Source organism: Intrasporangium sp. Soil_C_50, assembly GCF_057656595.1.
Genome location: NZ_JBDGKB010000006.1, coordinates 116,360 through 134,881, shown reverse-complemented (window position 1 = coordinate 134,881; position 18,522 = coordinate 116,360). Strand labels below are relative to the sequence as shown.

The window sequence follows — 18,522 nt, the reverse complement described above, 5'->3', positions numbered from 1 at the left end:
CCTTCGCGAACAACTCCCACGGGCACGCCCTCCGGAGGCACCTCCCCCGCAGGCACGGCCCCCACGGGCCCGTCTCCCGACTGCACGTGCTGCACGGGTACCGGCTGTGTCGGTGGAGTGGCAGGGCCTGCGCCCGCCGGGTCCTGGTCCGTCGTCATGTCCGGTCACCTTCCCCACGCTCGCGTGCCCCTCGTGGGCGCCCTTCCGCGACCCACGGGCCCCTGACGGCACGGCTGGTCTCGCGCCCACCATCGCGCCGGACGCGCGGCCCGCGCATCACGCTCCGGGGGTGAGGCGCAGCCGTGCCGAGCGGGCGCACCATCGAGCGCATGCCCAGCGATGCCGACGGTCCGCGCCAGGGACCGGCCCGAGCCCCCCAGCTCCTCGACCGGGGTCGGCACCTGCAGTCCGCGGCGGGCCGACGCCTGATGACCGCCCGCGGCGAGCACGCGTCGGTCCGGCTCCTCACGGACGCCCTACGTGAGGACCGCGACACCGGCGGCGCGCTCCTCGCGGGCGCCCTCGCCTTCCGCCTCTTCCTGTGGTTGCTGCCGGCGGTGCTGGTGGTCGTCGCCCTCTTCGGCTTCTCGAGCCCGGACCGGGTCCGCTCCGACCTGACCGAGGCCGGGCTCGGCGGCTTCATGGCCTCGACCATCTCGCAGGCCACGGCACAGGCCCACCAGGGCCGCTGGCTCCTGCTCCTCATCGGTGTCGTCGCGCTCTACTCGACGTCGGTGGCTCTGGCCAAGGCGATGTGGATCGGCACGAGCCTGGCCTGGCACCTGCCCGTCGCCAGGCTGCACCGCTCGCCCCGGGCCGCGGCGGTCGTCGTCGCCTTCATGGTGCTGGGCGTCGTGCTCACGCTGGCGGCCGGATGGGTGCGCTCCGTGGCCTACACGGTCGGGGTGGTCGTCACGCTGGTCATGCTCGCGCTGTACACGCTGCTCGGCTGGTACGTCCTGTGCGTCCTGCCCCGCCCGCCGGGCACGACGGCAGTCGAGCTGCTGCCCGGGGCGCTGCTCATCGGCGCCGGAGTCCAGGTGCTCCACCTCGTCAGCGCCTTCTACCTCGTCAACCGCATCAGCACCTCCTCCCAGCTCTACGGCGCGCTCGGCGCGGCCGCGACCGTGCTGCTCTGGGGCTACCTGCTCGCCCGCGTGCTCATCGGCGCCTCGACGTTCAACCACACCCTCGCCCGGTACCGCGACGCGGCCCGGCTGCCCGCCGGGAGCGAGCAGGCCATGGCGGCACCGCTGCGGAGCCTGCCGGCCCGGCTGCGGGCCGACTGGCGCGACATCGTGGCCGCCACCCACACGAGTGCGTCCACGCCACCCGACGTGCCGGAGCCGACCGGGACCGGGCCCACGGCGGCCGCCCTGACCGTGTGGCGCTTCGACGACGAGAGCGGGGCACAGGAGGCCGGCCGCACGCTGGGCGAGCTCGAACGGCGCGGGGCGCTACGCGTCCTCGACGCCGCCGTCGTCACCTGGCCGGCCGGCGCGTCACGCCCACGGGCCTCGCAGGTGGTGTCCTCCCGGGCGAGCGGCGCACTGGGCGGCTCCTTCTGGGGCCTGCTCCTCGGCATCATCTTCTTCGCCCCCGTGCTGGGGCTCGCCGTGGGCGCCGCGGCCGGGGCCCTCGGCGGCTCGCTGCGGGAGGCGGGCATCGGCGAGGCCTTCATCCGGCAGGTCCGCGACGAGGTCACCCCGGGTACGTCGGCCCTCTTCGTCATGACCTCTGACGTCGTGCTCGAGCAGGTCCGCGCTGCGTTCGTGGCCCACCACCCGACGCTTCTCCACACCGACCTCACCCCGGAGCAGGACGCCGCGCTGCGCGAGTACTTCGGCGCCTGACCACCCCGGGACCCGACGCGTCAGGCAGCGGAGGACCCGCCGTTGCCCTGCGCGCCCGACCCACCTCGAGGGGGCGGGTCGGCGCGCTCGGACGCCGAAGCCCAGTCGTAGACGACGGAGGTGCGCAGCAGGACGTCCACCGCGGAGCGGTTCTCCCGGCTGAAGACCACCCAGAAGAGCAGGATCGGCACGAAGACGCACAGCAGCGCCCGCGCGACGGCGACGAGGGGTCCGACCCGCCGGCCACGGGAGCTGACGACCCGCAGCCCGAGCAGGCGGTCGCCGTAGGTGCGGCCGGTGATCGCCCACGCGAGGGCGAGGTAGCACGTGAGGAACCCGAGGAACGCGCCCAGGAGCAGCTGGAAGCCCGGGTCGGGGACGGTGAAGCCCCGCGGACGCAGCAGGTAGGTCACGGCGACGACGCCGCCGTACCCGACGGCGACGGCCACGACAGCGACGAGGCCGTCGACGGTCCCTGCGAGCACGCGCGTCACGACGCCGGCACGGTGGCCCTGCACCGACCGGGCGGCCTGCGGGATGGTCAGGCGCGCGATCGGCCCCCGGGCCGGGTCCAGCGGCGGTTGCGCGGTCATGGTCGTCAGGGGGTGGGGTCGGGGCCGTCCGGATCCGGCCCGCCCCAGTCACGCCGGATCGATGGTCGCGTCGGAGGGATGCCGTCCCCTTCCTCGAAGGTCGGGCCGGGAGCCCGCTCGGGCCGGTGCAGGAGCCGGTCGACGACGTGTGCCACCCGCTCGTCGGCCCCGATCCCCTGCCGGCGGACCTCCCGGATCCCCTCGGAGCCCATCGACCCGGTCGAGCTGCGGATGATCCCGGGCAGGTCGATCCCCTCGACGACGACCTCGGCCAGCGCGACGACGTCGAGCTTGGCGATGACCGCGTCGATGTCGGCGCGCGCCACGATGGCGTTGACGTCGATCCGGTCGATGATCCGCTGCAGGTCCACCCCGGCGACGATGCCGTCGATGTCGAGCTTGGCGATGACCGCGTCGATGTCGGCGCGCGCCACGATGGCGTTGACGTCGATCCGGTCGATGATCCGCTGCAGGTCCACCCCCGCGACGATGCCGTCGATGTCGAGCTTGGCGATGACCGCGTCGATGTCGGCGCGCGCCACGATGGCGTTGACGTCGATCCGGTCGACGATCCGGTCCAGGTCCACCCCGGCGACGATGCCGTCGATGTCCACGTGCTCCTGCACGACGTCGTCGAGGTCGACGAGGCCGAGCACCGAGTCGACGAGCTTCGGAGCCACCCGCTGCGCCACGCCGTATGCGCGCCTCGCGGCCTCCTGGCGTTCCTGGGCCCCGCGGGCGATCAGGCCGTCGACCCACGGCACCGCCCGCAGCTGTCGGCCCAGAGCGAGCGGCACCCAGGCCAACGCGGTGAACGGGCGGGCGAGGAGGGCCGCCAGGGCGGCCACCCGGACGGCGCGCTCGACGACGAGCGCCACGATGGCGGTGACCCCGTCGGCGACGTCGACCGGCGACCAGCCGGGCGGCACACCACCGGCGTCGGGCGATGGCGGTGCAGGCGTGGCGACGGGCTCGTCCGGGGGTTCGATGAGCACGGTCTCTCGCTCCTCACGACGGACGGTGACGACCCCTCGATCGTCCGGCCGCGCGCGCGCCCGCGCGTCATCCTCAGCGGGTGACCCGCCGCGTCGCCGAGGGGCCCAGACTGGGAGCGGACACCTCCCGGCTCCCCCGCGCCCGGCGGCTTCGGCCACTGCACGGGCCCACGACCCATCGGACCGAGGACCCCGATGCGACTACGACGCACCCGCACCCCAGTCCGTGCGGCCCGCTCCACCGCCGGCCTCGTCACCGTGGCCTTCGCGGTCGCCGCCCTCGGGGCGTGCTCCTCCACGACGGGCTCCGGCACGCCCGCGTCGGAGTCGCGGCCGGTCAGCGGCTTCTCGGCCGTCGAGCTCGCCGGGGTCGGCACGGTGGTCGTCGAGCCGGGCGCGACGGAGTCGGTCACCGTCGAGGCCGACGACAACATCCTGCCCATGCTCAGCTCGGACGTGGCGGGCGACACCCTCGTGCTCGGCACCGAGCCGGGGTCCTCGATCTCGCCGCGGACCCCGATCAGCTACCGGGTGACGGTCACCGACCTCTCCGGGCTCCTGGTCAGCGGGTCGGGCGACATCACCGCCGGCGGGTCTGCCGGGCCGGCCCTGTCGGTCGCCATCTCCGGCTCGGGCACGATCACGGCGGCGGGCACGACCGACCGGCTCTCCGTGGACATCTCGGGCTCGGGCGACTTCGCGGGCGGTTCGCTCGCGGCCCGGGACGTCGACGTCACGGTCTCAGGCAGCGGAAGCGCCCTCGTACACGCAAGCGCCACCCTGCACGCGTCGATCAGTGGCAGCGGAGACGTGCGCTACGTCGGGGAGCCGGCGGTGACGAAGGACGTCAGCGGCTCGGGCGAGGTTGTGAAGCAGTAGAGGCAGGGCAGCCAACCGTCGACAGGGGTTTCGCCATGCGGGACGATGCAGCAGGAGCCGTCGGACCAGTGCCCCGCGCCGCCCCGGGGCGGTTCCTCATGGTCGCCATCGACGCCGGCGGCACGCTGCCGCCGATGATCGGGGTCGCGGCCGAGCTGGTCCGGCGCGGGCACGAGGTGCAGGTCCTGGCCGACCCCACGGCCGAGGACGTGGCCCGCGCCGCCGGATGCGGCTACACGACCTGGCGGACGGCGCCGCAGATCGGCTCCCTGGAGGAGCAGACCGCGATGATCACCGAGTTCGAGACCGGGAGCCCGCTCCGTCGGCTGCGACGCGTCCGCGAGCGGGTGCTCGTCGGGCCGGCCGGCTTCTTCGCCCGTGATGTGCTCGACGCCGCGGGCGGGTTCCGGGCGGACGCGGTGCTGGTCGAAGGGACCATTCCCGGCATGGTCATGGGCGCCGAGGCGACGCACCTGCCCTTCGCGGCGCTCATGGCCAACATCTACGCCCGGCCGACGCGTGGGCTCCCGCCCTTCAGCACCGGCTGGCCGGCAGCCCGCGGCCCGCTCGGTCGAGCCCGCGATGCGGCGGCGCTCACCGCCATCCGGAAGGCGTCGGCGGGAATGACCAAGCAGCTCAACGCCATTCGCACGGCCTACGGGCTCGACCCAGTGCACGAGATGCTGGGCATGCTCGACCACGCGAACGCGGTACTCGTGCTCACCAGCCCGTCCTTCGACTTCACCACTCCGTACCTGCCGCGCAACGTCCGCTACGTGGGCCCGCAGCTTGACGACCCGGGATGGGCCCCCGACTGGGAGGACGGGACCGACGACGGCCGCCCCCTCGTGCTCGTAGCCCTCAGCTCGGTCCACCAGGACCAGGTGGACACGCTGCGCCGTATCGCCGCCGCCCTCGGGCGCCTGCCGGTCCGGGGGCTGGTCACCACCGGCCGCGCCGTCGACCCCGGGGCCGTACCGGCTCCCGCGAACGTCCAGGTGGTGCGTGCCGCCTCGCACCGCCAGGTCCTGCGTCGGGCGTCGGTGGTCGTCACCCACGCCGGCCACGGCACGGTCCTGCGCTCGCTCGCCGCTGGCGTCCCGCTCGTGTGCCTGCCCATGGGGCGTGACCAACAGGACGACACGGTGCGCGTGCTTCGGCTGGGCGCCGGCGTGCGGGTCCGCGCATCCGCGGCTCCCGAGGAGATCGCGGCCGCGGTGCGGCGGGTGCTCGAGGAGGAGCGCTACGGTCTCGCGGCACGACGCTTCGCGGCCGTCCTCGCCCAGGAGGCGCGCACCCGACCGTCCGCTGCCGACGAGGCCGAGCTCCTGCTCCGGACCGGCTGAGGACGGACCGGGCACCGGACCATGGCATGTCGTCTCGTCACGAGGTGGGCCACCGGCGCAGGGCTGCGGCGCGGCCTGCCAGGTGGCGTCGCTCGGCGTCGTTGGTGGCCACGCGGGCCGCCGCGTCGAGCGTGGCTGCCGCAGCGGCGTCGTCGCCCGCCATCTCGAGCAGCTGGCCACGCACGGCGAGCCACCGGTGCGTGCTGCCGAGGCGGTCCTCGACCTCGTCCACGACGTCGAGAGCGGCCCGCGGGCCCTCGACCATCGCCACAGCGACCGCGCGGTTCAGGGTGACGACCGGGTTACCGGTGACCTTCTCGAGAAGTCCGTACAGGATGAGGATCTCGGCCCAGTCCGTGTCGGCGGCTGTCTGCGCTCGGTCGTGCACCGCGGCGATGGCGGCCTGCAGCTGGTACTCCCCGACCGCACCGATCGCCAGGGCACGCCCCAGCACGTCGAGACCCTCCGTCACGAGGACGCGGTCCCACCGCGAGCGGTCCTGCTCGGGCAGCGGCACCAGCCCGCCCGACGCGTCGCTCCGGGCCGGAGCGCGGGCCTCGAGCAGCAGCATGAGGGCGAGCAGCCCGAGCGCCTCGGCGTGCTCGGGGACGGCGGCCACGAGCATCCGCTGCAGCCGGATCGCCTCGCGGGACAGCTCGACCCGCTGCAGGTCTGCTCCGCGCGTGCCGGTGTAGCCCTCGTTGAACAGGAGGTACAGGACGTGCAGGGCGGAGGCGAGGCGGGCGTCGAGCTCGTCGGGAGCCGGGCGAGGGAACGGCTCACCGGACGCGCGGATCGCTGCCTTGGCGCGGCTGATCCGCTGTGCCATGGTCGGCTCGGGCACGAGGAAGGCCGCGGCGATCTCGGCCGTCGTCAGGCCGCCGACGGCGCGCAGCGTCAGGGCTATTGCCGACGCCGGTGTCAGCGACGGGTGGCAGCACATGAGCAGCACGCTGAGGCTGTCGTCGTGGCCCGTCGCGTCGGACGCCGGCACCTGCCAGTCCACGGCCCGCGCCTCGCGCTCGCGGCGGGCACTGTCGCTGCGCCACTGGTCGACGAGCCGGCGCGAGGCCGCCCGCACGAGCCAGGCGCGGGGCTCGTCGGGCAGCCCGTCCACGGGCCAGTGCCGCGACGCGGCGAGCAGCGCCTCCTGCACGGCGTCCTCGGCGGCGTCGAAGTCGCCGAACCTCCGGCTGAGGATGCCGACGACCTGCGGCGCCAGGGTGCGCAGCAGGTCCTCGAGCGGCGACGTGCTCAGCGGGTCGAGCCCGCGGTGCGCAGGAACGCGTCCATCTGCTCGGTGTCCGCGGGCGCCTGCTCCATGACCCGACGCACGTGGATCGGCTGCTGCGTCGGGCGACCCCCGCGCCCCGGGACCGCCGACACGCGGGCCGCGATCTCGAGCGCCCGCTCCTCGGTGTCGACCTCGACGACCTGGAAGCCGGCGAGCCACTCCTTGAACTCCTGGAACGGGCCGTCGGTGACGACGGGGACGCCGCCGTCGGACGTGACGATCTTGGCGAGGTCCGGTCCGGTGAGGATCGTCGTGTCGACGAGCTCGCCGTTCGCGACGAGCTCGTCGTTGAGGGCCGCGTAGTAGTCGAGGTGCGCCTGGACCTCCGCGGGCTCCCACTCCGACATCGGGGTCTCGTCGGGGCCCGACTGGAAGTCGACGCCGATGAGGTACTTCGCCATGGTGCTCTCCTTCGTGTGGGGCGTGCCCAGCGTGGCACGCTCACCCCGTCGACGGAGCCAGGGGTACGACCTCGACATCCGCCGGTAGTCAGGGAGCACGACTGTCGAGGGTTGACGCCGGGACCCCGGCCTGTTGGCAGCATGTGCCAACGCCCCGGCACCCGCTCCCTCGGTTGAATCCTGACCATGACAGCAGCGACCCCAGCGGCGTCCCCCAGCACCGACGCGTCGGCCCGCCGGCGCCTCCGCATCGGGATCGACACGGGCGGCACGTTCACCGACGTCGTCGCCCTCGACGAGGACTCGGGCGAGCTCGTCACGACGAAGACGCCCTCGACACCGAGCAACCCGGCCGACGGCTTCCTCGCCGGGGTGCGCAAGGTGCTCGACCTCATGGGCGCGAGCGGCGACGACATCACCGCCGTGTCGCACGGCACGACGGTCGCGACGAACAAGCTGCTCGAGGGCAAGGTCGAAGCGCTCGGTTTCGTCACGACCGAGGGCTACGAGTTCATCCTCGAGATCGCCCGCCAGGCCGTGCCGGACGGCTACGGCAACTCCTACTTCTGGGTCAAGCCGCCGCGCATCGTCCCGGCCGACTACGTCAAGACCGTCGGTGGCCGGATGGACTTCGAGGGCAACGAGATCCGGCCCTTCGACGAGGCCGGTGCCGTGGCCGTCGCGCGCTGGTTCAAGGAGCGCGGCATCACGACCATCGGCGTCTGCCTCCTGCACTCGTACGCCGACGACAGCCACGAGCTCGCGATGCGCGAGGTGCTGCGCCGGGAGCACCCTGAGGCGGTCGTCTCGATCAGCTCAGAGGTGCTGCGCGAGTACCGGGAGTACGAGCGCTCGATGACGACGCTCGTCGACGCCGCGGTCAAGCCCAACGTCAGCCGCTACGTGGCCAACATCCACCAGCGCCTCGACGAGTTCGTCGACAGCAGCGAGAAGCTGCCGTTCTACATCATGAAGTCCAACGGCGGGGTGCTCTCGGCCGACGAGGTCGTGCACCAGCCGATCACCACGGTGCTGTCCGGACCGGCCGCCGGGGCCCTCGGTGCCGGGCTCATCGCGAGCCGCGCCGGCTTCGACAAGGTGCTCACCTGCGACGGCGGCGGCACGTCGACCGACGTGTCCGTCGTGCTCGACGGCGAGCCGACGCTGACCACCGAGGGCAGCGTCGGGGCCTACCCGAGCAAGATCCCGATGATCGACGTCGTCACCGTGGGCGCCGGTGGCGGCTCCATCGCCTGGATCTCCCCCGAGGGCTCGCTCAAGGTCGGGCCCCAGTCCGCGGGCGCCGACCCCGGCCCGCTCTGCTACGCCAAGGGCGGCACCGAGCCGACGATCACCGACGCGCACGTCACCCTCGGGCGCATCCCCCCGCACCTGCTCGGTGGCGAGATCCCCCTCGACGTCGAGGCCGCCCGGGCGGGCGTCACCGCTCTCGCGGAGCGCCTCGGGCTCGACTTCGAGCGCTGCGCGACGGGCATCCTCGAGATCTCGGCGTGGAACCAGGCCAACGCCCTGCGCCAGGTCAGTGTCAAGCGCGGCCTCGACGTCCGCGACTTCATGCTCGCGACGTTCGGCGGGTCCGGCTCGCTGCTCGCCTGCCGCCTCGTCGACATCCTCGGCCTCGCCGGCGTCGTCGTGCCACAGAACCCGGGCAACGTCTCCGCCTTCGGCCTGCTCACGGTCGACGTCAAGAACGACTACGTGCAGACAGCCGTCGCGCGGCACTCCTCGCTCGACCACGCCGCGGTGCAGAAGACGTTCGACGACCTCACCGACCGTGCCGCCAAAGCCCTTGACGCCGAGGGCTTCCCGCGCGAGTCGCACCGCTACACGCGCACCGTCGACCTGCGCTACTTCGGCCAGGCCTACGAGGTGCGCGTCACCGCACCCGATGGTGACGTCACCGAGGCGTACGCCGCCGACGTGGCCGCACGCTTCCACGACGAGCACCGCGCCCTCTACGGCTACGACTTCCGCAGCGACCCGACGCAGCAGGTCGAGTGGGTCAACCTCCGGGTCACCGGTGTCGGACCGATCACCCGCCCGGAGCTGCGCGAGCTCGAGCCCGCCGAGGGCGCGGCCGACGTGCGGGAGCGCGCTCACCGCAGCGTGCGACCGGTGTGCTTCGACGCCGACGCCGGCTACGTCGACACCGACGTGTGGTGGCGACCCGACCTGCGGGCGGGCGACACCGTGCACGGCCCGGCGATCGTCGAGGAGTTCGGCTCGACCGTCCCCGTCCACCCCGGCTTCGTCGTGCGCGTCGACGCGCTCGGCAACCTCGTCATCACCAAGGAGGCCTGAGATGTGCTTCTCCTGCCAGACCGCCAGCACCCGTCTCGCTCCCGCCGACGCGGCCACCGGCTCGCACACCGGTGACGGCCACGCCGGCCCCGGCCATACCGGTGGCGCGCCGGTCAACCCGGCCGGGCTGCCCACCGCCTACGAGCACGGCAACCGCCTGACGCCCGAGGGCACGACCGTCGACCCGATCCTCGTCGAGATCGTCGAGGGCACCCTCGCGAGCGTCGAGATGGAGGTCGAGACCGCCATCGCCCGCACGTCCCGCTCCCCCATGATCCGCGATGCGCACGACTTCCGCGCCGGCATCCACGACCGTCAGCTGCGCAAGCTGACCGGGCGCTCCTACAGCGCGCTCGTGCACCCGATCGCCCGCGACTTCCCGCTCGCCGAGATGGGCGAGGGCGACGTCTTCTTCCACAACGACGTCTACGAGTCCGAGGGCGGCATCGGCCACCTGCCCGACCTCTGCGTCACCGTCCCGGTCTTCTCCGGCGGCGAGGTCGTCGCGTTCGTCCAGGCGTTCGGCCACCACGACGACATCGGTGGTGCCGTGCCCGGCTCGATGCCGAGCAACGCGCAGACCGTCTTCGAGGAAGGCCTGTCGGTCCCGCCGATCAAGCTGTGGGACAAGGGAGTTCCCAACCAGGCGGCGCTGCGCATCATGACGCGCAACAGCCGCATGCCCGACAGCCTCGCCGCCGACCTCGACGCCGAGTGCTCGGCCTGCCTCATGGGCGCGCGTCGCCTCGGCGAGCTCTTCGAACGCTACGGCCGCGACATGATCGAGGCTGCGTTCGACGCGATCCTCGACAAGACCACCGAGACCTACCGCCGCGAGATCCTCAGCAAGATCCCCGACGGCACGTACGTCTGGGAGGACTATGCCGAGCACGACGGCGTCGACGAGCCGAAGCTGCACACGCAGCGGATCACGCTGACCAAGCAGTCCACCGGCGGCCCCGGCCCGGGCGACGGCGGCCCCAAGCTCGTCATCGACTTCACCGGCACGGCGCCCCAGGCCAAGGGCCCGATCAACCACTGCGGCGACTACGTCGGCGGCAACTTCCTCAAGAAGTGGCTGGCCCCCATCCTGCGCAACCTCGCCGACACCCCCGAGCGGATGGCCGAGCTCGACGTCAACGAGGGCATCGTGCCGCTCATCGAGATGAGGTTCCCCGAGAAGGGCACGCTGCTCACCCCGATCTACCCGGCGCCGACGAACGCGCGCACCTTCGTCATCCTGCGCCTGCTCGGCGTGCTGGCCGGCGTCGTCGCCAAGGCGGTCGACGGCAAGATGCCCGCCGACCAGGAGACGATCCGCTACACCGGCGTCTACGGCAAGGACCGCGACGGCAACGACTACCTGATGCGCGAGGTGCTCGGCGGCGGCTCGGGCGGCCGCTACTACGCCGACGGCGAGGACACGATCCACGTCGTGCCCGACAGCCGCAACCTGCCGACCGAGTTCACCGAGAGCCGCTTCCCGTTCATCGTCGAGCGCCTCGGCCTCGCGGTCGACTCCGGGGGCGCGGGTCGGCACCGCGGCGGCCTCGGCTACGAGAAGCACATCCGCATGCTCAAGGACGCGCACTTCATGTCGATCGCCGACCGCTCGATCCTCGCCTGCTGGGGCGTCAAGGGCGGCAAGGCCGGTCGTCCGTTCGAGGTGACCGTCGACGTCGGCGGCCCCGACGAGCGCACCGTCGACGCCCTCGCCGACGCCGAGGTGGTCAAGGCCGGCCAGGTCATCCGCATCCGCACCACCGGCGGTGGCGGCTGGGGCGACCCGCTCGAGCGTCCCTACGACGAGGTCGAGCGCGACCTCCGGTGGGGCAAGGTGTCTTTCGAGGGTGCGCACCGCGACTACGGCGTCGTCGCGGGCGGCACGAAGGACGAGCCTGCCATCGACACTGCGGCGTCCGAGGCCCTGCGCACGCAGCTGCGGGCCGAGCGGGCGGACGAGCAGCCGTTCTTCGACCGCGGGCCCGGCTACGCGACGCTCGCGGCGGGCCAGCAGGCTGCAGACGTCGACTGGGTCTGAGCGGTGCGCACCCTCGTGATCGGCGCGACCGGCAAGACCGGTCGCGCCGTCACGCGCGCCCTCGCATCACGCGGCGTCGACGTCCGTGCCGCGGTCCGGTCGTCCGACGCAGCGGACCGGGTGCGGGAGACAGGGGCACGGTCGGCGTCGGTCCTCGACCTCGAGACCGGGGCGGGCCTCGACGCCGCCCTCGAGGGGGTCGACGCCGTCTACCACCTCGCGCCGAACGTCCACCCCGACGAGGTCGGCATCGCCCGTCGCGTGGCGCGCGCCGCCCGCCTCGCCGGCGTCAGCCGGTTCGCCTTCCACTCGGTGCTCCACCCCGACGACGCGTCGATGCCGCACCACGTCCGCAAAGGCGAGGCCGAGGCGATCGTGCGCGACCTGCACCCCGACGCCCTCGTGCTGCGCCCGGCTGCATATCACCAGAACCTCCTCGATGCGGCCCGCGCGGGCCGCATCGTCGTCCCGTACTCGCTCGACACCCCCTTCACGAACGTCGACCTCGACGACGTCGCAGACGTCGCGGCCCTCCTGCTCACCGGGACGGTGTGGGAAGCACGCACGCTCGAGCTCGCCGGCCCGGAGCGGCTCTCCGTGCGCGAGCTCGCCGACATCGCCGCACGCACCCTCGGACGGGAGGTCGTCGCCGAACGCACCAGCCTCGAGGCCTGGCGTGCGGGGCCGGGAGCGGCGCTCCCCGCGTCGGCACGTGCCGACCTCGAAGCGATGTTCGCCGCCTACGACCGCGACGGCCTCGTCGGCGACCCGACGACGCTCACCGGCCTGCTGCCCCGCCCGCCCCGCGCGTGGTCCGCGGCCCTCACGGCCGGGTGAGAGCCGCGGTGTCACACGCGGTCCGAAAGACGGCGTCAGTCGACGTCGCGCTCCTCGATCGTCTGGCGCACGGTGTTCGTCGGGAACGTCGAACCGCCCGGGTTCTCCTCACGCGTCACGATCTTCTTGCGGTGCGTGCCCTTGCTGCCGTGCCAGATGAGGGCGCCGCCGGCGACCATGAGGATGACCCCGACGACGGGCAGGTTGATGACCGACGTGTTCGCCCGGACGGCGAACGTCAGGATCGCGCCGATGACGGCGAGCAGGACTCCGACGCCCACGATGTGTGGCCCCTTCCTACCGGGTCTGGCGGCGGCCCGGTACTGCCCCTTTACCCGAAACTGTATCGCCGCTGACCTCGACGTGACACGGCCCACCCTCCACCGGGGCCGTGCCGCACGGCACAGATCTGCCAATCGCGGCGCCCCCCTCTGGCAGGACGTGACAACGCACCGCGCGGGCGCCCGCTCCTAGGCTCGCCGCATGAGCCAGCCGACGCGGCCCTCCGACGCGACGTCCCCCGCGACGTCCCCCGCGACGTCTCCTGCGACGCCCGACGCGTCCCCCGTCCCCGGGGCGCCCCTGCGCGTCGTCGTCGCCCTCGGCGGCAACGCCATGACCGGTCCCGACGGCAGCGCGACGCCGCACGCCCAGCGTTCGGCGATCGCCCGCGCGATGGAGCACGTGGCCGACCTCGTGGCCCGTGGCGCCGAGGTGGTCATCACGCACGGCAACGGGCCCCAGGTCGGCAACCTCCTCGTCAAGAACGAGCTCGCGGCGCACGTCGTGCCGCCCGTGCCGCTCGACTGGTGCGGCGCCCAGACGCAGGGCACCATCGGCTTCACGGTGCTCGACACCCTCGAGGCCTCGCTCGCAGCGCGCGGCGTCGAGCGCCCCGTCGCCGCCCTCGTCACGCGCACCCGCGTCGACGCTCGCGACCCCGGCTTCACCCGGCCCACCAAGCCGGTGGGCCGGTACCTCCCGCACGACCAGGCCCAGACCCTCATCGACCACGGCGAGACGTGGGAGGACCGCGGCGAGCGCGGGTGGCGGCGGGTCGTCGCCTCACCCGAGCCGCTCGAGGTGCTCGAGACCCCTGCCGTGCGCACGCTCCTCGCCGCCGGCTACGTCGTCGTCGCGGCCGGCGGCGGTGGCATCCCGGTCGTGCGCGGTGGCGACGGACGCGTCCGCGGCGTCGAGGCGGTCATCGACAAGGACCTGACGGCCGCCCTGCTCGCCCGGGCCCTCGACGCCGACGTCCTCGTCATCGCCACCGACGTCGAGCACGCAGTCGCGGGCTGGGGCACGCCCGAGGCGCACCCGATCGGACGCGTCACGCTCGACGAGCTGACCGCGTACGCCGATGCCGGCCACTTCGCGTCGGGCTCGATGGGCCCGAAGGTCGAGGCCGCGCTGCGGTTCGTCCGCGCCGGCGGCCGCCGGTCCGTCATCACCGACCTGTCCCGCATCGCCGACGCCGTCGAGGGCGGCGTCGGAACCGTCGTCGAAAACCACTGAAGAGAAAGGTCATCCACCGTGCCTGAAGCCATCGAGGTCCGCAAGGTGCCGATCCACTCCGTCGCCGACGCGTCCGAGCTCGCGAAGCTCATCGACGACGGCGTCATGGAGGCGAGCCGCGTCATCGCCATCATCGGCAAGACCGAGGGCAACGGCGGCGTCAACGACTACACCCGCATCATCGCCGACCGTGCCTTCCGCGAGGTGCTCGTCGCGAAGGGCGCCCCGGCCGACCAGGTCAAGCAGGTGCCGATCGTGTGGTCCGGTGGCACCGACGGCGTCATCAGCCCCCACGCGACGATCTTCGCGACCGTCCCGGCGGAGAAGGTCGAGCCGTCCGACGACCTGCGCCTCACCGTCGGGTTCGCGATGAGCGAGGCGATCAAGCCCGAGGAGATCGGCTACGTCGCCATGGTCTCGAAGGTCGCCGACGCGGTGAAGGTCGCCATGGAGCGTGCCGGCATCACCGACCCCGCCGACGTCCACTACGTGCAGACCAAGACCCCGCTGCTGACGATCCACACGATCCGCGACGCCAAGGAGCGCGGCCACCGGGTCTGGACCGAGCACACCCACGAGTCGATGGACCTGTCCAACGGCACCACGGCGCTCGGCATCGCCGTCGCCCTGGGCGAGATCGAGATGCCGACCGACGCCGACGTCATGCACGACCGGTCGCTGTTCTCCTCGGTGGCCTCGTGCAGCTCGGGGGTCGAGCTGGACCAGGCGCAGGTCGTCGTCGTCGGCAACGCCCGCGGCGTCGGTGGCCGGTACCGGATCGGCCACTCGGTCATGCAGGACGCCCTCGACGCCGACGGCATCTGGGCCGCGATCAAGGACGCCGGCCTCGACCTGCCCGACCGCCCGCACACCTCCGACCTCGACGGCCGGCTCGTCAACGTCTTCCTCAAGTGCGAGGTGAGCCAGGACGGCCAGGTGCACGGTCGGCGCAACGCCATGCTCGACGACTCCGACGTGCACTGGCACCGCCAGATCAAGTCGGCGGTCGGCGGCGTCACGGCGTCGGTGACCGGCGACCCGGCCGTGTTCGTGTCGGTGTCCGCCGCCCACCAGGGCCCCGACGGCGGTGGCCCGGTCGCGGCGATCGTCGACCTCGGCGACGGCGAGCCCACCGGCTACCGCTGGACCCGCTGACCCGGAGCCAATCGAAAGAGCACTCCGTCACAAGCCCCAATCGAAAGAGCACGCAGTCCCACCCAGGCAATCGAGAGAGCACTCCGTCACCGGACAGCGGGACCGCGCGGTCACGCTCGAAGGTGACGGAGTGCTCTCTCGATCGAGAAGGGGGCGTGGGTCAGTGGGCGTCAGGTGGTGACGAGCCTGATGTCGACCTCGGGCTCGTGCTGCAGGGTGCTGTGCACGGTGCAGTGGTTCACCATGGCGAGCAGGGCTGCGTGCCGGTCGTCGGGCACACCCTCGGGCAGCACCACGCGGACATCAAGGTGCGTGACGCGCGACGGGCGGCTGCCCATGTCGTAGCTCGCCTCGACACGGAGCCCCTCGACGGGCAGGTCGTGCCGCGAGAGATAGCGGCGCGCGTAGAAGGCGGTGCACGAGGCGAGGCTCGCCACGAACAGCTCCGTCGGCGTCGGCGCCGTGTCCTCGCCTCCCATCGCGGCGGGCTGGTCGACCGTCACGACGTGTTCGCGGACGGCGATCTCGAACCGGTCGCGGCCGAGGTGGCTGACCGAGACGGACGGACGGGTGGAGACGGCTGCGTGGCTCATGACGGACTCCTGGTGGTGCGGCCCTACCCCTCCACGCTAATACCCCCGGGGGCACCTTGGTCGGACCGGGCGAGCGTTCTGCGTCACACCCCCGACCCCGATCGAAAGAGCACTCCGTCACGAGCCCCGATCGAAAGAGCACTCCGTCACGAGCCCCAATCGAAAGAGCACTCCGTCACCGGACAGAGAGATCGCGGGGTCACCCTGGGGTGTGACGGAGTGCTCTTTCGATTGAGAAGTGGAGGTTCAGGAGTTTCCGTCAGTGGGCGAAGTGGCGGGTGCCGGTGAAGTAGAGCGTCACGCCGGCGGCCTTCGCGGCCTCGATGATCTCCTCGTCGCGGATCGACCCGCCGGGCGCGACGACCGCGCGTACCCCGGCATCGAGGAGGATCTGCAGGCCGTCGGCGAACGGGAAGAACGCGTCCGACGCGGCCACCGAGCCGCGGGCGCGGTCCTCGCCGGCGCGGCGCACCGCGAGAAAGCACGAGTCGACGCGGTTGACCTGGCCCATGCCGACACCGACGGCGGCGCCGTCCTTTGCGAGCAGGATCGCGTTGGACTTGACCGCGCGGACGGCGCGCCAGGCGAACTGCAGGTCGGCGAGCGTGGCGTCGTCGGCGGCGTCGCCGGCGACCAGGCGCCAGTTCGCGGCGTCGTCGCCACCGGTCACGGCGTCGCCCTCGCCGCGCACGACGGCATCGACGCGGTCGACCGACTGCACGAGCAGGCCGCCGCTGATCGGGCGGGTCTCGACCGGGTCGGCCGCCTCGGCCATCCCGACGGGCAGGCGCAGGATGCGCAGGTTTTTCTTGGCGGTGAGGATCTCGAGCGCCTCGGGCTCGTAGTCCGGCGCGATGATGACCTCGGTGAAGACCGGCTTGGCCGCCGCGGCCATCGCCGCCGTCACGGTGCGGTTGGCCGCGATGATGCCGCCGTACGCGCTCACCGGGTCGGTGGCGTGGGCCCGCTCGTAGGCCTCCTCGATCGTGCCGCCGACGGCGATGCCGCACGGGTTGGCGTGCTTGATGATCGCGACGGTCGGCTGGTCGCCGTGGTCGTGCGCGGCGCGCACCGCGGCGTCGGTGTCGACGTAGTTGTTGTACGACATCTCCTTGCCGTGCAGCTGCTCGGCCGAGGCGACGCCGGGGCGCCAGTGCGTGTAGAGCGCGCCCTTCTGGTGCGGGTTCTCGCCGTAGCGCAGGGCGGCCGCGCGGTCGAACGTCGCGCCGGTCCAGGCCGGGAAGCCGGTGCCGTCGGTCGTGTCGGCATAGGCGTTGCCCATCCAGTTGGCGACGGCGTTGTCGTAGGACGCGGTGTGCACGAACGCCTCGGCGGCGAGGCGCCGGCGCTGGCCGAGGGTGAAGCCGCCCGCGCCGAGCGCGTCGGCGACGGCGCCGTAGGCGGCCGGGCTCGTGACGACGGCCACGCTGGGGTGGTTCTTCGCGGCCGCTCGCACCATCGAGGGGCCGCCGATGTCGATCTGCTCGATGCACTCGTCGGGGGTCGCGCCGGAGGCGACGGTCTCGCGGAACGGGTAGAGGTTGACGACGACGACCTCGAAGGCCTCGACGCCGAGCTCGGCCAGCTGCTCGAGGTGCTCGGGCTTGCGGGTGTCGGCGAGGATGCCGGCGTGGACCTTCGGGTGCAGCGTCTTGACGCGGCCCTCGAGGCACTCGGGGAAGCCGGTCAGCTCCTCCACCGGCGTCACGGCGATGCCGAGCGCCGCGATGGTCTTGGCCGTCGAGCCGGTCGAGACGATGGAGACGCCGGCCGCATCGAGCGCGCGGGCGAGGTCCTCCAGATCGGTCTTGTCGTAGACGGAGATGAGCGCACGCTTGATCGGACGGCGGCCGTCGGACATCAGAACTCCTGGCTGTGGGTGCTGTGGGTAGCGGTGTCGATGACTCCGGAACACCCAGGCGGGCGATGTTCCGATCGTTCACTCCCTGGTGGTTCCCCACCTGCGCCAGTCGTGTACGGCCAGCGTAGCGGCCGACGTCTCACCCGCCGAATCGTCGCCGTCTGCGCTGACGGAGTGCTCTCTCGATCGGGAGGCGAGGTGACGGAGTGCTCTCTCGGTCAGCCGATGCGGACCCGACGCCCGTCGACGGTGAACCCCTCGCGCGCCATCCGCCCGACGACGTCGACGAGCAGCTCGCGCTCCTGCACCTTGATCCGCTCGTGGAGCGTCTCCTCGGTGTCGTCGTCCGCGACCGCGACGACGCGCTGCTCGATGATCGGGCCCGTGTCGATCCCCGCGTCGACGAGGTGGCACGTCGTGCCGGTCACCTTGACGCCATAGGCGAGCGCGTCACGGACGCCGTGCGCGCCGGGGAAGCTCGGCAGCAGCGCCGGGTGGGTGTTGACGACGGTCGCGACGGCCAGGGCCGCCGGGCCGAGGATGCGCATGAACCCGGCACTGACGACGAACGCCGGCGACGCCTCCGCGATGCGCGACGCGAGCGCCGCGTCCCACGACGCCCGGTCGGCGTGGTCGACGGGGGCGATGACCGAGACGGGCACCCCGGCCCGCTGGGCGCGCTCGATCCCGGCGCACGGCCGGTCGGCCACCACTGCGGCCACGCGGACGCCGAGCGCGGGGTCGGCGGACGCGTCGAGGAGCGCCTGCAGGAGCGTGCCCGAGCCCGAGACGAGGACGACGACGTCGACCGGCACGCTCGGGCCTTCTGCGGGC

General features: G+C 72.8%; 16 protein-coding genes and 1 riboswitch. Of the genes, 8 read left to right on the top strand and 8 right to left on the bottom strand.

Annotated features, from left to right (window positions below):
* The first annotated feature begins 329 nt into the window (after positions 1–329).
* Positions 330–1,853 (top strand): YhjD/YihY/BrkB family envelope integrity protein, encoded by a 1,524-nt coding sequence (locus AC3A5R_RS14815; RefSeq protein WP_487621532.1) that lies wholly within the window; start codon positions 330–332, stop codon positions 1,851–1,853.
* Positions 1,854–1,873: 20 nt separating this feature from the next.
* On the opposite strand, the gene AC3A5R_RS14810 is transcribed toward AC3A5R_RS14815, so the two are convergent.
* On the bottom strand, positions 1,874–2,446 hold the full coding sequence (locus AC3A5R_RS14810; RefSeq protein ID WP_487621531.1) for an RDD family protein: 573 nt from the start codon (positions 2,444–2,446) through the stop codon (positions 1,874–1,876).
* Between the two features lie 5 nt (positions 2,447–2,451).
* Positions 2,452–3,441, bottom strand: coding sequence for a hypothetical protein (locus AC3A5R_RS14805; protein WP_487621530.1), 990 nt, complete (start codon positions 3,439–3,441; stop codon positions 2,452–2,454).
* Positions 3,442–3,636: 195 nt separating this feature from the next.
* Here AC3A5R_RS14805 and AC3A5R_RS14800 point away from each other — a divergent pair, with 195 nt between their 5' ends.
* Positions 3,637–4,320: a head GIN domain-containing protein gene (locus tag AC3A5R_RS14800; RefSeq protein ID WP_487621529.1), complete on the top strand. Its 684-nt coding sequence runs from the start codon at positions 3,637–3,639 to the stop codon at positions 4,318–4,320.
* Positions 4,321–4,355: 35 nt separating this feature from the next.
* Positions 4,356–5,666, top strand: coding sequence for a glycosyltransferase (locus AC3A5R_RS14795; protein WP_487621528.1), 1,311 nt, complete (start codon positions 4,356–4,358; stop codon positions 5,664–5,666).
* Positions 5,667–5,703: 37 nt separating this feature from the next.
* Here AC3A5R_RS14795 and AC3A5R_RS14790 read toward each other — a convergent pair whose 3' ends face one another.
* Positions 5,704–6,888: an RNA polymerase sigma factor gene (locus tag AC3A5R_RS14790; RefSeq protein ID WP_487621616.1), complete on the bottom strand. Its 1,185-nt coding sequence runs from the start codon at positions 6,886–6,888 to the stop codon at positions 5,704–5,706.
* Between the two features lie 32 nt (positions 6,889–6,920).
* Complete coding sequence (locus AC3A5R_RS14785) at positions 6,921–7,361, bottom strand: YciI family protein (protein WP_487621527.1); 441 nt, start codon at positions 7,359–7,361, stop codon at positions 6,921–6,923.
* 186 nt (positions 7,362–7,547) lie between these two features.
* On the opposite strand from AC3A5R_RS14785, the gene AC3A5R_RS14780 reads away from it, so the two are divergent.
* From AC3A5R_RS14780 to AC3A5R_RS14770, 3 genes are read left to right on the top strand one after another with little or no spacing between them, the layout of a single operon-like run.
* The gene (locus AC3A5R_RS14780) at positions 7,548–9,683 is read left to right on the top strand and encodes a hydantoinase/oxoprolinase family protein (RefSeq protein WP_487621526.1); all 2,136 of its coding nucleotides are present in this window, start codon (positions 7,548–7,550) and stop codon (positions 9,681–9,683) included.
* Between the two features lies 1 nt (position 9,684).
* The gene (locus AC3A5R_RS14775) at positions 9,685–11,724 is read left to right on the top strand and encodes a hydantoinase B/oxoprolinase family protein (protein ID WP_487621525.1); all 2,040 of its coding nucleotides are present in this window, start codon (positions 9,685–9,687) and stop codon (positions 11,722–11,724) included.
* A 3-nt stretch (positions 11,725–11,727) separates the two neighbouring features.
* A complete protein-coding gene (locus tag AC3A5R_RS14770; RefSeq protein WP_487621524.1) occupies positions 11,728–12,561 on the top strand; it encodes an SDR family oxidoreductase in 834 nt (277 codons plus the stop codon).
* A 35-nt stretch (positions 12,562–12,596) separates the two neighbouring features.
* Here the strand turns inward: AC3A5R_RS14770 and AC3A5R_RS14765 are convergent, their stop codons facing one another.
* Complete coding sequence (locus AC3A5R_RS14765; RefSeq protein WP_487621523.1) at positions 12,597–12,842, bottom strand: hypothetical protein; 246 nt, start codon at positions 12,840–12,842, stop codon at positions 12,597–12,599.
* A 202-nt stretch (positions 12,843–13,044) separates the two neighbouring features.
* Here AC3A5R_RS14765 and AC3A5R_RS14760 point away from each other — a divergent pair, with 202 nt between their 5' ends.
* Entirely contained in the window at positions 13,045–14,079 is a 1,035-nt protein-coding gene (locus AC3A5R_RS14760; protein ID WP_487621522.1) for a carbamate kinase, read from the top strand.
* Between the two features lie 18 nt (positions 14,080–14,097).
* Positions 14,098–15,234 (top strand): barbiturase, encoded by a 1,137-nt coding sequence (gene bar, locus AC3A5R_RS14755; protein ID WP_487621521.1) that lies wholly within the window; start codon positions 14,098–14,100, stop codon positions 15,232–15,234.
* Between the two features lie 170 nt (positions 15,235–15,404).
* Here the strand turns inward: bar and AC3A5R_RS14750 are convergent, their stop codons facing one another.
* The 3 genes from AC3A5R_RS14750 to purN form a co-directional block, all read right to left on the bottom strand.
* A complete protein-coding gene (locus tag AC3A5R_RS14750; protein ID WP_487621520.1) occupies positions 15,405–15,827 on the bottom strand; it encodes an OsmC family protein in 423 nt (140 codons plus the stop codon).
* Positions 15,828–16,086: 259 nt separating this feature from the next.
* A complete protein-coding gene (gene purH / locus AC3A5R_RS14745) occupies positions 16,087–17,688 on the bottom strand; it encodes a bifunctional phosphoribosylaminoimidazolecarboxamide formyltransferase/IMP cyclohydrolase (RefSeq protein WP_487621519.1) in 1,602 nt (533 codons plus the stop codon).
* A gap of 45 nt (positions 17,689–17,733) precedes the next feature.
* A riboswitch (ZMP/ZTP riboswitch) is annotated at positions 17,734–17,811 on the bottom strand.
* Positions 17,812–17,906: 95 nt separating this feature from the next.
* Entirely contained in the window at positions 17,907–18,503 is a 597-nt protein-coding gene (gene purN / locus AC3A5R_RS14740; RefSeq protein WP_487621615.1) for a phosphoribosylglycinamide formyltransferase, read from the bottom strand.
* Positions 18,504–18,522: the final 19 nt, after the last annotated feature.

Coding starts and splice junctions, on each gene's coding strand:
- purH (WP_487621519.1), bottom strand. CDS start 17,688: ATGTCCGACGGCCGCCGTCCGATCAAGCGTGCGCTCATCTCCGTCTAC.
- AC3A5R_RS14810 (WP_487621531.1), bottom strand. CDS start 2,446: ATGACCGCGCAACCGCCGCTGGACCCGGCCCGGGGGCCGATCGCGCGC.
- AC3A5R_RS14815 (WP_487621532.1), top strand. CDS start 330: ATGCCCAGCGATGCCGACGGTCCGCGCCAGGGACCGGCCCGAGCCCCC.
- AC3A5R_RS14750 (WP_487621520.1), bottom strand. CDS start 15,827: ATGAGCCACGCAGCCGTCTCCACCCGTCCGTCCGTCTCGGTCAGCCAC.
- AC3A5R_RS14775 (WP_487621525.1), top strand. CDS start 9,685: ATGTGCTTCTCCTGCCAGACCGCCAGCACCCGTCTCGCTCCCGCCGAC.
- AC3A5R_RS14760 (WP_487621522.1), top strand. CDS start 13,045: ATGAGCCAGCCGACGCGGCCCTCCGACGCGACGTCCCCCGCGACGTCC.
- AC3A5R_RS14780 (WP_487621526.1), top strand. CDS start 7,548: ATGACAGCAGCGACCCCAGCGGCGTCCCCCAGCACCGACGCGTCGGCC.
- AC3A5R_RS14795 (WP_487621528.1), top strand. CDS start 4,356: ATGCGGGACGATGCAGCAGGAGCCGTCGGACCAGTGCCCCGCGCCGCC.
- AC3A5R_RS14785 (WP_487621527.1), bottom strand. CDS start 7,361: ATGGCGAAGTACCTCATCGGCGTCGACTTCCAGTCGGGCCCCGACGAG.
- AC3A5R_RS14800 (WP_487621529.1), top strand. CDS start 3,637: ATGCGACTACGACGCACCCGCACCCCAGTCCGTGCGGCCCGCTCCACC.